The organism is Acaryochloris marina MBIC11017, from assembly GCF_000018105.1.
Lineage (GTDB): Bacteria > Cyanobacteriota > Cyanobacteriia > Thermosynechococcales > Thermosynechococcaceae > Acaryochloris > Acaryochloris marina.
In genome coordinates this window covers 5,844,674-5,859,335 of record NC_009925.1, presented here as the reverse complement: position 1 = coordinate 5,859,335, position 14,662 = coordinate 5,844,674, and the positions used below count along the sequence as shown (strand labels likewise).

13 protein-coding genes are annotated in these 14,662 nt (G+C 34.9%); 1 reads left to right on the top strand and 12 read right to left on the bottom strand.

From position 1 onward, the window contains the following. The first annotated feature begins 416 nt into the window (after positions 1-416). Positions 417-1,352: a glycosyltransferase gene (locus tag AM1_RS26115; protein ID WP_012165935.1), complete on the top strand. Its 936-nt coding sequence runs from the start codon at positions 417-419 to the stop codon at positions 1,350-1,352. A gap of 138 nt (positions 1,353-1,490) precedes the next feature. Here the strand turns inward: AM1_RS26115 and AM1_RS26110 are convergent, their stop codons facing one another. The 12 genes from AM1_RS26110 to asnB all read right to left on the bottom strand — a co-directional run bounded on the left by AM1_RS26110 (position 1,491) and on the right by asnB (position 14,661). Continuing rightward, positions 1,491-2,372, bottom strand: a complete 882-nt coding sequence (locus AM1_RS26110; protein WP_012165934.1) for an SAM-dependent methyltransferase — start codon at positions 2,370-2,372, stop codon at positions 1,491-1,493. A gap of 18 nt (positions 2,373-2,390) precedes the next feature. Then, a complete protein-coding gene (locus AM1_RS37825; RefSeq protein ID WP_012165933.1) occupies positions 2,391-3,338 on the bottom strand; it encodes a class I SAM-dependent methyltransferase in 948 nt (315 codons plus the stop codon). 34 nt (positions 3,339-3,372) lie between these two features. Next, positions 3,373-4,539, bottom strand: a complete 1,167-nt coding sequence (locus AM1_RS26100) for a glycosyltransferase family 4 protein (RefSeq protein WP_012165932.1) — start codon at positions 4,537-4,539, stop codon at positions 3,373-3,375. Positions 4,540-4,883: 344 nt separating this feature from the next. Next, positions 4,884-5,975 carry a glycosyltransferase family protein gene (locus AM1_RS26095; protein WP_148215832.1) on the bottom strand — a complete coding sequence of 364 codons (1,092 nt, stop codon included), beginning with the start codon at positions 5,973-5,975 and terminating at the stop codon, positions 4,884-4,886. A gap of 57 nt (positions 5,976-6,032) precedes the next feature. Beyond that, positions 6,033-6,911: an NAD-dependent epimerase/dehydratase family protein gene (locus AM1_RS26090; RefSeq protein WP_202947635.1), complete on the bottom strand. Its 879-nt coding sequence runs from the start codon at positions 6,909-6,911 to the stop codon at positions 6,033-6,035. After that, a complete protein-coding gene (locus AM1_RS26085) occupies positions 6,898-8,331 on the bottom strand; it encodes a flippase (RefSeq protein WP_012165929.1) in 1,434 nt (477 codons plus the stop codon). The genes AM1_RS26090 and AM1_RS26085 overlap by 14 nt, the downstream gene beginning before the upstream one ends. After that, positions 8,331-9,143, bottom strand: coding sequence for a glycosyltransferase (locus AM1_RS37820; RefSeq protein WP_012165928.1), 813 nt, complete (start codon positions 9,141-9,143; stop codon positions 8,331-8,333). The genes AM1_RS26085 and AM1_RS37820 overlap by 1 nt, the downstream gene beginning before the upstream one ends. A 185-nt stretch (positions 9,144-9,328) precedes the next feature. Then, positions 9,329-9,643, bottom strand: a complete 315-nt coding sequence (locus AM1_RS37815; RefSeq protein ID WP_049783790.1) for a hypothetical protein — start codon at positions 9,641-9,643, stop codon at positions 9,329-9,331. A 38-nt stretch (positions 9,644-9,681) separates the two neighbouring features. Continuing rightward, positions 9,682-11,058: an NAD(P)-binding protein gene (locus tag AM1_RS26075; protein ID WP_012165926.1), complete on the bottom strand. Its 1,377-nt coding sequence runs from the start codon at positions 11,056-11,058 to the stop codon at positions 9,682-9,684. Position 11,059: 1 nt separating this feature from the next. Then, the gene (locus tag AM1_RS37810) at positions 11,060-11,737 is read right to left on the bottom strand and encodes a class I SAM-dependent methyltransferase (RefSeq protein WP_012165925.1); all 678 of its coding nucleotides are present in this window, start codon (positions 11,735-11,737) and stop codon (positions 11,060-11,062) included. 3 nt (positions 11,738-11,740) lie between these two features. Next, a complete protein-coding gene (locus AM1_RS26065; RefSeq protein WP_012165924.1) occupies positions 11,741-12,778 on the bottom strand; it encodes a GNAT family N-acetyltransferase in 1,038 nt (345 codons plus the stop codon). Further along, a complete protein-coding gene (asnB, locus tag AM1_RS26060; RefSeq protein WP_012165923.1) occupies positions 12,778-14,661 on the bottom strand; it encodes an asparagine synthase (glutamine-hydrolyzing) in 1,884 nt (627 codons plus the stop codon). The genes AM1_RS26065 and asnB overlap by 1 nt, the downstream gene beginning before the upstream one ends. Position 14,662 lies beyond the last annotated feature (1 nt).

Below are 14,662 nucleotides of genomic sequence, written 5' to 3'. Positions count from 1 at the left end.
CAAAGAATGAATTGTTGCTCCCACCGATGATGCCAGATTACACATACTGGCTATGCAATTGTAGTCTACTAGTTTGACCTAAACCTACAAAGTACTCAATCAGTACCAAAGCTTAAACTTGATATCTTGTAGCAAACATTTTAATTTATTCAGATGATATTATATCTTGAGTAACTTTAGTCCTCGATGTGTGAACACTATATGTTGTCAGTACAAAATAACCTGAGTTGGGGATAAACTAAAATCCTTATTCTTACGTAGGCTGAAATCGGCATTCTTTCGTAGAAGAGGCTCAAAAATAGGCTTGTCCTGAACTGGAGTTAAAATATCTTCCATGTCTACATGGTTATTCCTCAGTTTGTTAACTAGAATTTTTTATTCTGGCATCATCTTTATGTGGTAGAGATGCTCTACAAATGTCAATCCCTATTCTGAGTATTTGCATTCCGGCATACAATCGACCCCAGTGGTTCTCAAGAGCACTATTCTCAATCCTTTCAACGCCTGAGACTCAACAATCTCAAGTCGAAATTGTCATTTCAGATGATTCCACCATTGATAAGTGTGGCCACATTACCCATGAGTTGCTGTCCGATTGGCAAGGACCTTGGCAATATCAAGCCAATTCTCCCAGTCTAGGCATGGCTAAAAATTGGAATCGCTGTGTCCAAATGGCGACAGGAGAGTATGTACTGATCCTCCACGATGATGACTATTTAGAGACAGGGGCCATCGCTACAATTCTGGAAACAATACAAGCAAATCCTCAAAGATCAGCTTTTCTGTTTGGCGTGAACGTGGTGACGGCTAATGGGCATGTACGGAAAAAGCAAGAGTTCTCAAAGATGCAATACCTTGATCGAGAATCCGCGCTTCAGCAACTACTACTTAATTCTTCTTTCGTACGATTTCCGGGAATCATATTAAAACATAATGTCTTTCAACAAGTAGGCTATTTTGACGAAACGGTAGGTGGAATAGCTGATATTCATCTTTGGATTCGTATCTTCAATGCCCATGGATTGCTCTGCATACCCTTCACGACTGCTAACTACACAGTTCATGCTGATGCTTTAACAATGAATATGTTCAATGAGTCCGTCCTGAAAAATCTTATATCATTATTCGACTGGATAAAAGCTGAGCATTGGTTAGATGTAGATACTATAGAATTTTGCAAGACAAATTATTTTCATCAATTTATTCTTGCTGGTACTGTACGTTACTTAAGAAAAAGAGAATTCAAAAATGCAAGAAATGTTTTTAGCCTTTTTAAATTTATAAAAATTGACTCTAGAAGTGCATACATGAAGTGGAAATTCATTAGGAATATTCTAGCTCTATTACTATAAATTTATTCTGGGCCATAAATATTTACCAAAAAGAACTGAATTTACATCAAAATATCATACAAGTTTTAGTAGTTTTTTATTAGTAGATTGATGTAACTACTAAAAACTTTAAAGTCTATACTTAAATCTAGGAAAAAATTATTTTTGAACAGCTATCCAGTGAGGCATAATAAAAAAGTGACAGCGATTCTTTAAGATCATGATCTTCTGAAACCCAACTTCACTCAATACTTTTACCATTTCACTTCTGCTCATTCCAATTTCATGTGTATTGGATAATTTAGCAACTCGGTATGAAATAAAAGTATGTAATAGATTAGGTTCTCGGCAAATAAGAAACCATCCGCCCGGTTTTAAACTCTCGTAGACTGAATTGAACGTTTCTTTCCAATTATAGGCATGGTGTAGAGCTTCAAATACAAAAATGGCATCTACTGGAGGCTCTCCCTCCCGTTGTAGTCCAAGATGAATAGATTCCATGGGAGATTGAAATCCTTTTAGGTTATCTCCTAAGCCTTTGACTTCCAGACCTTTTACTCTTTGAAATATTTGCTCAACGCTACTCTGACCAATAGTTGTAGCAATGGCCTTGAAGTTCATCATAGCTAAGAACTCCGACATCCACCCAGAACCAGCTCCAAGCTCTAAAATAGTTTGGGAAGGTCTTATATCACAAGTCTTTAAAGCTTCACAAAGCTCCAGAAAATATCTTATATATCTTTCATTCCCCAACCAGAATGGTTTACGTAGATCACTTTCTAATGCTTCTTTAGAATCAACCCCAGGCAATGAGAAGAAAAACTTTTCTTCAGCCTCGTATGCTTTAGTTTGATCACTAAAAGTGGGTGGAAAGGTTCCAGAAACATAGTCTTGTAAAATAATATAGCTTCCTAAATAAAGCTTTTGAAATTTATTCAAAGGCAACCAAAAATTTTTTTGATTAGCCTGCCATAGCTGCTCCGCATTGCTAAATATAAAAGATTGCTTCAAAGTTTTAGCAATTAATATAAGAGTGTTCATTAGGTAGATTCTCCATCCCTATGAAACTGAATTCTTGAATAGATAATAATTTTGTAGACCCAAAATATTCCGATAGATAGGCATTAGTAAATTCCTCAATATTCTCTTAGGACTGTCCCATGCAGATATATATTTATATTGCATCATCATTGGAATTTTAACTTCTGATAGCCCTACAGTTTCAGCTAAGTTAAGCATAGATTTACGATAAAAACAGTTTATATGTTCAAGGGGAGCAACTGGGTTTAAAGATTTAAAAGAACCTTTTGGGGCTGTCCAATCCATTTTATGAAGTCGGTACCGTATACCGAAAGAATTTGGTACACAAATTTTGATTATCCCACCTACTTTTAATGACTGTTTGAGTTCTGCTAAAACATCAACAGGGTTAGCTAAATGCTCAAAAACTTGATCGGTATTAATAAAATCAAATTTTTGCATTGGCATTCTATCCAATTGAACGATATTAATACCATTATTTTTTGCAAATTCAACCTTCCGATCAGAGAGTTCTACACCATAGACCTCACAACCTAATGCTTTAGTCATAAGTGCCCATCGCCCCCATCCCATCCCAAAATCAAGAACTTTCAATGAAGATGGTGGTTTATCAATAAAGGCAAGAATTTGAAAAATATCTTGACAATATATAGAGTAATAGGAGAGTCCATAATCCTTTACAGGACTAGGAAATGATCCAGTCTCATTACACTGAGAATATAGCTTAGTAATAAATTCTGAGTTTGGAATATATTCTTGAAAGATAAGATCACAGCCGCTACATTGAAGTACAGAGTAATTGGCATCATTTACAGATTGTAAAAAGGAATTTAGAGATGTTCCATAAGCATTTTTTAAATATATACTTACTTCCTCATTTAAGAACTCTCCAGAGTAAATTGTTTTAAATTCTTTTGAAGAGCATATTGGACACTTATTTCGTTTTACAAATGAATTTCTATACATAAATTTAATCTTACAATTTTTAAAGATTACTTAATTAATTTGCACTCACAAGGTAGGTCTGTACTGGTTTTAATTTAACTGACCAATCTAGGTTTTTATATGCATAATTACGCATCTTGTTAGGGATTTCTTTATCGGTACTTAGCTTATTAGCGTATTCGATAAGCATTTGAATATTTAGAGGATTATCGCAAGAATCTATCTTCAAACAATACTCAAAATCTTCAGAGAAATCAGGATCAGTATGACTAAAGACAAATGGAACTCCACGTGCACAGTATTCTCTATTTTTTAAAGGTGACATTATTTTAAGGCCTTTTCTATGTCCACCTAAAACACCAATCGCAAGGTGACATTCTAAAAATAAAGAATCTAATTCCATACCTTTCTTTGAGCCATGAAAAAAAACACAATGACTTAGGTTTTTAGTGTTAGAAATTTTTCTTAATTCATCTATATAGTAAGTTGGTGGGCTTACAATATGGAAGTATACCTTAGGTGAGTAAGCCTCTACTAAAGAATAATACTCATTCAACCCAAGCAAGACGCGATCTAAACCGTGCCAATAACTAGCATTAGCTACACAAATTATTTGAATAATATCTAATTTTTTCGGCGAATCAATTATTGGTGAATACTTATTAATGTCGATTCCATTATCAATAGAGATAACATCTATACCATATATAGGCTTATTATAATTTATTGAAACTATTTTATTAATAAAATTTTTAAGATAGTTCCGTGTTACTTTATCTAAAAAATGAACAATTTTCTCCTTAAATGATATTAGCCTTTTATATTCCTCATCATATGGATAAGTAGGGAATTCACTTAAAATAATGCAGTTCGGTAAATTTTGTTTAACTTGATAAAGGAAATATAGAAATAGTGGCTCTGAACGAGGATACCTAAGATATAGAAAATCAATTTTGTTTTCTTTTAGGTAATTTAGTGAGGCTTTAATTAGGCTATATCTCCGCTGTAGGATATTATTATTAGGTTGATCAATTAACAATGAGACTTTGTTCTTTTGTAATTCAATATCATAAGTTATCAATGAAACTTTAAAATCATCGTTAAAGCAGATAAAGTCTACATGGTACCCAAGTTGATGGAATCCATTTATTTGTCCAAAAATCTTTGACATATATCCTATTGATTTTTTTGGATCAATATTTGATAAATATAGTCCTCTCATGTTGAAGTTAAATAAAAACAATTGGATAAAGAATAAATATAGATAAATCTTTAACTAGAAAATAGCAGCTCATAAAGCTAGTTTCATAAATTAATGATATAGAGATATTATTAGAAATTTTCAGTAAAGATTTATAAAATTAAATACTCAAAATTAAATAATAAATCTCAAACAGATAATTTTTAATATTATTAAAATTCTGTGAACTATCAATTATGCTTAAGATTTGACTATCTTATTTATACTTATTATTGATTAGTATTAGTAGCGTAGACAATTAACTACATATACTTTATTTTTAATGCTAAAAGTTCAAATACATCTAAATACTAATTCAATTATATTTAAGTAATATAATCCTCCTTAATTTTACTCGCAATATCAAGCGGATTATGCCATTTTTCAACAAAGGCACGGCTTTTTTTTGCTAGGGCCAAAAGATCTTTTCTAGGAAGTTCTAGAATCATTCGAAGCTTAGACTCAATATTATTTGGATTGACTTGAATAAATGGAAAGTCATTAACCATCTCAGTCGGAACAAATTTCAAATCAAGCTCTCTGATGTAAACCAGCACCGGTTTTCCTAAAGCCATAGCTTCAACGGCTAATCCGCCATACCAACCTGCAAAAATTTGATCGATTAATACATCAACTGAAGCATATAGTTTTTTTGCTTCTGAATTACTCACTCCTTCTACTAAAATTAATTCGAATTCATAACCTTCTTTTTCTAAGCATGCTAGAGAATTTAGAATAATATCTGTTCCTTTTACTTTTCTATTGCTCGGTGCATGGCCAATACGTAATTTTCTATTTTCTAGCTGATTATAATGTGGTGTCCACTCATCAAGAAATACATGAGAATAAGGAATAAACTTTGTTTTTTTTGGCAAAACATGCATTAAATCTGGATTTAATGCATAAACTTCCCTACAATACTTGCTCATTCTTTGAATCATAATACGTTTCAATGCATCAGATTCAGGATTATAGAATTCATCATCAACTTGTGATGCAATATTGAATTCAAAATTTTTTAAGCAAAAATCTCCTTGCCTAGCATCATTACCTTGATATGTGATAAATATTTTTTTGTTAAGCAATGAATAAATATTCAATTCGATTAACTGTAAATTCCAGCAATATTGTCTATAAAAAAACCTAATTATAGCTTTTATGTAATTCTTATGAGCCTTAATTACCCATGTCGGATATGCAATAGTAGTACCAAAATTATAGTGGATTATATCATACAAAAAAAGAACTTTTATCAATAAAATTAATCGTTTAATTTCTCTTAAAATAAGTCCATCTGTTTTTGACCATAAAACATAATCAGGTTTATAGTTAAAATAATTTTGTGTTAGTGCTAACGACTTACTATCGATTCCAAGTTTATTTAATGCCTTACTTAATCCTTGAGGATTACCTCCCACTGTCGTGGGTGCATGAAGAACTCGCATACAATAACCAATATTGAGAATAATATAAATTTAATAAATTAATTCTAGTATGCCCTCATTCAAGAGAATTAGTTCTTTATCTAATATTGATAGCATTAGTTCATTGTCACCAATAAGATCATTTTTGATCTCATTAGTTATATAGTAGTGAGGTTTCTTATTTACAATATTTGCAATTATCTCAGAAATTTCTTTAATGCTGAGAATACTTGGTCCCGCGACATTTAAAGTTAGACTACCACTACTAGTTAAGCAAAACTTTATAACATCGACAACATCTCGTACATGTACGGGATTGATTCGAATCCCATCCTTTCCCTGAAGAATAATTGGCCGCCCTTCAACAACACAATCGACTAATCGTGGAATCAACATAGTACGGCGTTGATTAGCACCGTACATAAAAAATGGACGAAGAATAATTACATCAAATATTGATGCATAACTCTGTACAAGAACCTCTCCACAAACTTTGCTACCCAGATAATGACCTAGCTTTTGATGGCTAACAATCGACGAATTTTCATGAAAAGCTATTGGGCCATTTCCATAAACTCCTCCAGAAGAAGCATAAATAAACTTTTTAGCACCACTCTTAAATGCATAATCCAACAATCGAGCTGTAGATTCAATATTTACCTGAAAAACATCCATAGCTTGTTCCGGAAACTCCCTGAAATGTTCGGATTGGGCCAGATGAATAATAATGTCTACAGACTTAGGTAGATCAGCTACTTTCCAGTTCTTGCTAAAATCGATTAAGTGATAGGAAACATCTCTTGATATGAGTTTAGGTAGCTGCCTGACAACTGCTTCTACATGGCATTGGTGGCGTATTGCATCAATAGTATGGCTTCCAAGTAATCCGTTAGCCCCTGTAATCAATACTCTAGTGTTACCTTGCATCATTTAAACTCTTTAGAGGAAGTGTTATATAAGCTATTCCCAAAAATACAAGTATAAATAACAACTTATAGATAACAACCGACCATTGAATGGAATCGGCAGGAAAACAAATTGAAATAATGGCAATGATTAACCCTTGTCCTAATAGTCCAAAAAGCTGGAGCCAAGGTATAGGTAAAGGATGCAAACGTTGCGTAAAATATAAGTAGCTACTAGTAAGAACTAAATAAGAAATGCTGGTTGCCCAAGCAGCACCAATCGCTCCATACCTAGGGATGAGGAGCCAGTTAAGGAACAAGTTGATTCCTGCTGTTGCCCAAGTTAAATGAGCAAAAATATAAGTTTTTTTCTCAAGGGAGATTCCTATGGCAGTTACTTGCTGAGTTGCTTGCAAAATAATACCAAAGCATAAAATTGTCAAAGGCAATGAACTGGCTGCATATTCTTGAGGCATCATTATAGTGATCAACTCTCCAGACAGTAATGAAAGTCCTCCTCCAATAGTCAGCATACAAAATAATATTAGTAGTAAAACCTGGGCATAAATATTTCTATACTCATCAGGATAGTCTTTTCGAAGTTTGATTGATATTGGACTCCATGCTTTACCAAAAGCCGCAGAAACAAAAAGAACGATAGATGCAAAACGAAAGGCTATTGAATATAAACCTGTTTGCTCAACGGACGATATTGTTGCAAGCATCCATCGGTCCATTGATCCAAATAACCAATAGGCCAATCCAGCAAAAATAAATGGGTAGCCAAAAACTACGAGTTCTCGAAGCCAAGATAAATCAATTTTAAGAGTTAAATCTTTCTTAATCATCCAGAAAGCTAGAGGTATAGCTAAGATATTTACTAGTAGTTGAATACTCAAAAATCCATTAATCCCTCCTTTAAACTTAACTACAACTAAGACAGACAATAAAACACTAAGTATGCGACTTAGAAATGTTAAAAACAAAAATTTAAAAGGAGAGAATTGAAGCCGAATAACATCTAAGCAATACTGAAGACATTGTGAGAAGAACATCAAAAGAAGTGCAGAAATAAAACCTATCCAGCTAAGTGAAAGATTTACTTTCTGTACCTCGTTCATGGTCCAAGGCATCAATGAGAATCCAAGTAAACAAGTAAGTAACCCAAATAGTATTTGGGTTGCTAAACCAGTGGAAACAATTATAGGACGTTGATTCTCTGTTGTATCTGAGTCCCAATAGAAACGTTGCACAGAATTATTGAGACCAAAGTTCATAACCAGAGCCAACAATGCCGTAGTTGTACGTACTAATTCAAGAGTGCCAAATGAAGTCGGTGTGAAAGCAGCTGCAATTATAGGAAAAGTAAAGAATGAGATAGATTTCCCCAGAAAATCAGCTCCACCGTATATCGCAGAATCTTTAGCTATCTGTCGAAATACCATCAGCTTACAATTCTATTTTTAATGAGTGGATGTAAAACTGAGTTTTCTATATCCGAAGATTCACTTAATAAAGGGTGGTATAAACTATTTAAATTATCAATCTCACCATAAACATATTTCAGAATATTAGAAAAGAGTATTTTTGCTGAATCATAACTATGATATTTCTCAACATATCTACGGCCAGATTCACCTAATTTAGCCCTAAGCTTTGGCCGTGTAATAAGTTTACGTAATTGGTCAATAATTGTCTCAGGGCTAGCAGAAACAATAGGACATTCATCTAAAAATGACCATCTGCGAAATACTAATGTATAATCATCGTCTTCAAAATTCGATATAACTGGTAATGCGCAAGCCATACCTTCAATAGCATTGATCCCATGCCCTGTTGCAATCAATTGTTCAACTAATATATCAACTTCACCTTGAAATATTTTTCTTACTTCTTCATTTTGAATTTTTTCTATTAAAATTAGTTCAACTTTTAACCCTTCATCTTTAAGTTTTTGAATTGCATCAATTAGGAATTCACTCCCTTTAAAGCCTCTATGATTTGGAGCATGGGCCACATAAACTGTACTTTTTATTCCATCAGCATCACTAATACGTGTAGTTGGCAACCAAGTATTCAAATCAATTGTTAGACTACTAGGTCGTAAAATATCCCATCGTCCAAATCCATCAGGTCCCATCATTCCTGGATTAACACAATCAGCATTTTTACACCAATAATGCAACCTTTTTTCAACATCATCTTGCAAGCGAGATGCTTCAGGATATGACATCATCAAACCATGAAGCAGTGGCAAAGATTTAATTTTTCGGTATACAAAAGCATCTGAACCATAAGGAATTGCAACAATCCGTTTCCCAGCTAACTTAAGAAGATGTGCTTCTATCCACCAAAAGGGAGTTTGACCTAATATCCATCCTCTGAAAGATATGAAAAAGACATCAAACCTAAATAAACTTTCCCAAAAAGAAATAATTATTTTTATACTTTTTGGGAAAATAAATATTTTTCAGCTAGTATTTCATCAAAGTCTGAACGCTGATTTATTACAGAAAAATAACTATGCATAAAAGTGATTGAATTCCAACCACCCTCTTTCATTGCATTGGACCAGTATTTATTATTAATTACTGGAACTGGCCCCCAAACTAAACGTGCTTGAGTAGAATTTTTTGAATTCTTTGATCTGGATATAAGAGCAAAAACCGAAGAAATGATATAAAAAAATGGCATAGTGAGTGTGGCGACAAAATATGTCACTACTTGTTTAATAAATAGCCCTCTTTTATTATTCATAAAACAGATTTTACATATACAATTAAACTCTTAAACATTTAAAATCGTTCTAAAATTTTATCGGAAATATCTTTGATGATCTCATTTTGAAAAAATAAGCCTTTCTTGGCTCCAATTCCGCCCAATAATACCTTATTTGGTAATTGCTCATGGACATAATCACTCAATTTAACCAAGGACTGCATATTACTAATTGTAGGAGTAGGAAAACCAGTTTTTAGTCTAACAACATCGCCAAATTCAAACCCTTCATGTGATATAAATCCAATATCAAAAAGCTGTTTAAGAACATGTTGTGGAAGTATTGAATTATCAATAGCATTATTACCTAGTACCTCAATAGATAAACGACGATCTTTTGGATTTCCCGAAAAAGCTCGATAGTTCGTCACCCTATAGAAATCCATCTTCGGATCAAGACCATAAAAATAACAAAGATCGCTCTCTGGAGATTTCTTAACAATGAGATTTATAATTCGACTAAGTATTGGTTGATCAAAACTAAAGATCTCCATTGAGATATCTAATAATTGGGCAGCACCAAATACACCTGTTGCAAGCACTATTCCATCCACTTGGAGCTCTAATGACTCACCTTTCGGCGTAAGACAAGTTATGAGTAATTTATCAAGATTAAATGATGTAATGGTTGTGCTTTGCAAAAACTGAACACCTTTAGACTCAAGATTAGCAGTAATACCTTTCACGAAATTTCTTGAGCCAAGGCTATGAGAATAGAAACTTCTTTTCCCATGGCGTAATTGATTTGGTAGCTTACGCTGATCTGGTACAGCAAATATTTCACGATATTGGATGTTATGGGCATTCTGCAACCACTCAAGATAATTTGAACAGACGATTCGTGTAAGTCCTGGTAGTAACAGAGAAAAACTAGCCAAGTCTTCGGCTGGTCTCTGAAATAAATTTGACAGTATAGGAGCTAAAACCTTTTTAGTGTATAGTTCTCCAAAACGAGAACAAGCATTAGTTATTAAAGGTTCTAGTCTCTCTATAGGAGAAATAGGGTTACAGGAATTAACCTGATTGCTTAAAGATATATAAAGATCATCATAATTAGTGAGTTTACGAATATCAGGGAAATGGGAATTCGATTGTAACTTTCCATCAAAAACTGCCCCAGCAATATCACCTTGATGAACATCAAAATGGATAAGTTCAGTTTTCGGAATAGAGCTCAATATAAAGTCATCAATCTGAGGATAACCTGTTTCACGAAATATATGAGTTCCCTTATCAAAGTAGATTCCTTGTTTTTTATAATAGGTTCCAGCCAGAATTCCACCCATCTCATTAGCTTTTTCAATGAGCGTAATGTTACTATTAGGGTATTTATCATTTAGAATTTTAGCTGCAATTAAGCCAGTTATCCCTCCCCCAACGATGGCAAAATTCATTTTATATTTCACCTTTGAAGCTTAAGTTAGCATCAACTTCAAAAAAATTTTCAGGGCGTTTAATTTTTGATTTTTGATGCGCAATCAATGTAAATTCATAAGGCAGTAAGTCATGGCGAATCATAAAGCGACGAGTAAGTGATTTTGAACATAAATTTGCGATTTCATCAATCGAAAAGTGCTGTGCTAACTCTTGCTTAAAATCTACATATGGACTTAAAAAATCGCAGACTAAAACTTCACGAGTAATCTCAAATAGATGTTTAATTCGGTTATAGGCATAAGATTTAGATGATTCTTCGTCTTTACTACTAACCAAGTTAAACACCCCAGATGCAAAAACTACATCATATTCACCAGTGATATTTGACTCAGGTTCTATTTGATGAAAATTGGCACAGTCAGGATATTTATCGCGGCAGGCATTTATAAATGAAGGCAATATATCTATACCTGTATAATTAACCTCAAAACCTGATTGGTTTAGGTATTCATACAAATATCCTAAGCCACACCCATAGTCGAGAACACGGACATTGCTCCTAATTAAATATGGATCTATTGCTCTAAATCGAAGTTCACTTCGACCTTTTGGTGTAAGTAGAGATGCAGGAGAGTCTCCATATAGTTTATAACTCTGGTCATATAGCTCTCTGACATGTTGAAATCTATTAGTCATATTTCAATATTTAAATAGATAGAAGAATGGAAAAGATTTTACGAGAGCATTCTTCGATTGAAACTTAAAATCAGGATCCATAACTTGATTTAAGTATCGATAAGGATAATCCTGCGCTCCCCAACGTTTTTTGAATCTATATACCCCTTCTTGTGAACGCCATGTCCCACCCCAATTCCAAACGCTATAGCCTTCGCGTGTGAGATCAGCCATCACACTAAATATCAGACTAGAGAGTAGCTGTTTGTTTTTAAACTCTGATTCGATAACAGGCGTGAAATATTCAACCGTGTTGCCATATAAGATGACAAATAAACCGCTAGTTGGTTGATTATCACACTCACCGATATATACTCGTGCTTTGTCATCAAAAATATCCATCAAAGTTTGGAAGATATTAAGGGGTTTGGCAATACCTCCTAGTGCCTGAATAGACTGCTCGTGAACCTTTTGAAGCCATTCAATTGCAGGTGAATCTGTCCGGCGTAGAATTCGCTGTCCATACTTTTGTCCTTTTCGAATAGCATTACGAGTTTTCACATGAATAGAAGAAAACAAGGCTTCTTCTATATCAGATTTTCCTTGTGGAAGTCTCGTGAATTGCCCTATCCGATCATCAACTACAGATCCCCCTGAGGCAGCGATTAAAATATCATCCAAAGGGTGAAAAGGGTTTTCAATCAATGTTGCAGAGCGAGATTGCCGTTCTATTGCTAGTTCCTTAAAAGCATGTAGCAAATCAAGGTTGATCTGTTTACTGTTATCTCTATCTACTACTATTGGCCCTCCATGACTACCAAAAAAAGGGAGAGAGTTGATGACTGTGCCCATGTTGCTATCATTGCAAATAGCTAATGGCAGTAATCCCTTTAGCTCCCCATGATAGCGAGCAACTAAATAAGCGACCTCTACATTAATAAGGACTCTAGATAAAAATTCTAAGTATTGAGGTGTATAGTGCATCAAAGAATTGCAACTAAGCGTTAATAATTCTTCGGTATTGACATTATCGCTATTATGAATTTCTAGATGGATATCCATTACAAACTACCTATCTGCTGAATGAATTCTTCTACATTCAGCAAAGACCAAATTAGTAGACGGCGATTTTTTTGTCCATTTAAGTGTTCTTCAATCAAATCCTGCACTGCCTTTCTATCTACTAGTGAATAAATTGCAGCATTTGGGTCTAATAATTTCCGTTTCACAAACTCAATACTGTCACCTTTGAACCAACTTGCATCTGGAGCAGAAAATCCTTGCTTCTCAGCCTTAGTAATGTCTTCAGAGATATATTTCTGCATCACATCCCGGAATATCTGTTTACCATCTCGAGTTTTCTGAAAAAATTTTTGGGGTTTGTTGCCAACATCATTTTCATTAAGTCGCACCACCTCAGCCAAATTATTCAGTTTTAAGTTGACTGGACACCCCATAGCAAAATTGACTAAATCATTATCTAAAAAAGGCACACGGCTTTCTAAGCCATGAGCCATGCTTAGCTTGTCTTCCACAACTAATAGGCCATGTAGAAACGTTTTCGCTTCAAAATATAGCGAGTGGTTAATGTAATCCTTTGGTCCTTCTAAACGGTCTGGGTGATGTTGAAACACATCACGAAAAATGTCACGTGTCCATACTTGGCTTACATCATTCCATATGGGCGCAAACACTTTCTTAAGTTGGCTGTTAGGAATTAGGCGATGCCAAAACAAGTAGTACTTATCGATATAGTTTTCAAAATCTTCATTGACTACTGCTCGGTAATAGCGCCAGGGATAACCTCCAAAAAGCTCATCTCCTCCTGCACCACTTAAAACTACTTTTACAAACTTACTTGCAAGCTGAGCGGCATAATAGTTGGGGTAACTTTGTCCTACCCGAGGTTCTTCTAAATGCCATGCTAGCTTTGGTAGAACCCGTTCCATATCCCCTGCTTTGAGCACCATTTCATAATGCTCTGTTTTGAAGTGGTAAGACATCGCTTCCGCTTGAGCCCGCTCGTCAAAGGCAAGCTCAATCCCAGAAGCTGAACTTAGATCAAAACCACAGGTAAAACTTTTTAGATAAGGATAGGAACGGGCTGCGATCGCACTAATTGAACCTGAATCTATCCCACCACTGAGGTAGCATCCTAACTCAACATCGCTTACCAATTGCCGATTGACAGCTTGTTGAAATAGTCGATCTAATTCTTCTCTATAATCTTGCTCATTGATCGGCTCTGCTGGTTCATAAAAGTTATAATCCCAGTACTGCTTTATATTCAGGCCGGGTGAACTTTGCCCCAGATCCAAAATGGCATAATGACCTGCAGGTAGTAATCTGACCCCTTCAAGCAAGGTGCGATCCGTAAAAAAATTCTGAAACGTAAAATATTCGAGTAGTGCTGGTTTATCTAGACGACGTTCAAATCCGGGTATCGCTAGCAAAGCTTTTTGCTCAGATCCAAACGTAAACAGACTACCTTGCTGTGTGTAATATAAAGGTTTAATACCGTAGCGATCTCGGGCGAGTAAAAGCGATTTCGTTTTACGGTCCCATAGAGCCAAGGCAAACATTCCGTTTAACCGATCAAATGCCTTTACTCCCCATTCTGCCAATGCATAGAGAACCACTTCACTATCTGTTTTAGAACGAAACCAGTAGCCAATCGTCTCCAATTCAGCGCGAAGTGTCTGATAGTTATAAATCTCTCCGTTATAGCTCAGCACAAAACGGTGATCTGCCGATACCATCGGCTGATGTCCTGCAGGAGACAAATCCAAGATAGCTAAACGGCGATGGCCCAAACCCACATTAGCTTCAATCCAATGCCCTTCACCATCAGGGCCACGATGGGCAATCGCATCAGTCATGTGCTGCAAAATCACCGGAGAGACGGGATCACCATTAATATGGATCAGCCCTGCTATACCGCACATA

Coding starts and splice junctions, on each gene's coding strand:
- AM1_RS37825 (WP_012165933.1), bottom strand. CDS start 3,338: ATGTATAGAAATTCATTTGTAAAACGAAATAAGTGTCCAATATGCTCT.
- AM1_RS26065 (WP_012165924.1), bottom strand. CDS start 12,778: ATGGATATCCATCTAGAAATTCATAATAGCGATAATGTCAATACCGAA.
- AM1_RS37815 (WP_049783790.1), bottom strand. CDS start 9,643: ATGAATAATAAAAGAGGGCTATTTATTAAACAAGTAGTGACATATTTT.
- AM1_RS26075 (WP_012165926.1), bottom strand. CDS start 11,058: ATGAATTTTGCCATCGTTGGGGGAGGGATAACTGGCTTAATTGCAGCT.
- AM1_RS26110 (WP_012165934.1), bottom strand. CDS start 2,372: ATGAACACTCTTATATTAATTGCTAAAACTTTGAAGCAATCTTTTATA.
- AM1_RS37810 (WP_012165925.1), bottom strand. CDS start 11,737: ATGACTAATAGATTTCAACATGTCAGAGAGCTATATGACCAGAGTTAT.
- AM1_RS26115 (WP_012165935.1), top strand. CDS start 417: ATGTCAATCCCTATTCTGAGTATTTGCATTCCGGCATACAATCGACCC.
- AM1_RS26100 (WP_012165932.1), bottom strand. CDS start 4,539: ATGAGAGGACTATATTTATCAAATATTGATCCAAAAAAATCAATAGGA.
- AM1_RS26090 (WP_202947635.1), bottom strand. CDS start 6,911: ATGATGCAAGGTAACACTAGAGTATTGATTACAGGGGCTAACGGATTA.
- AM1_RS26085 (WP_012165929.1), bottom strand. CDS start 8,331: ATGGTATTTCGACAGATAGCTAAAGATTCTGCGATATACGGTGGAGCT.
- asnB (WP_012165923.1), bottom strand. CDS start 14,661: ATGTGCGGTATAGCAGGGCTGATCCATATTAATGGTGATCCCGTCTCT.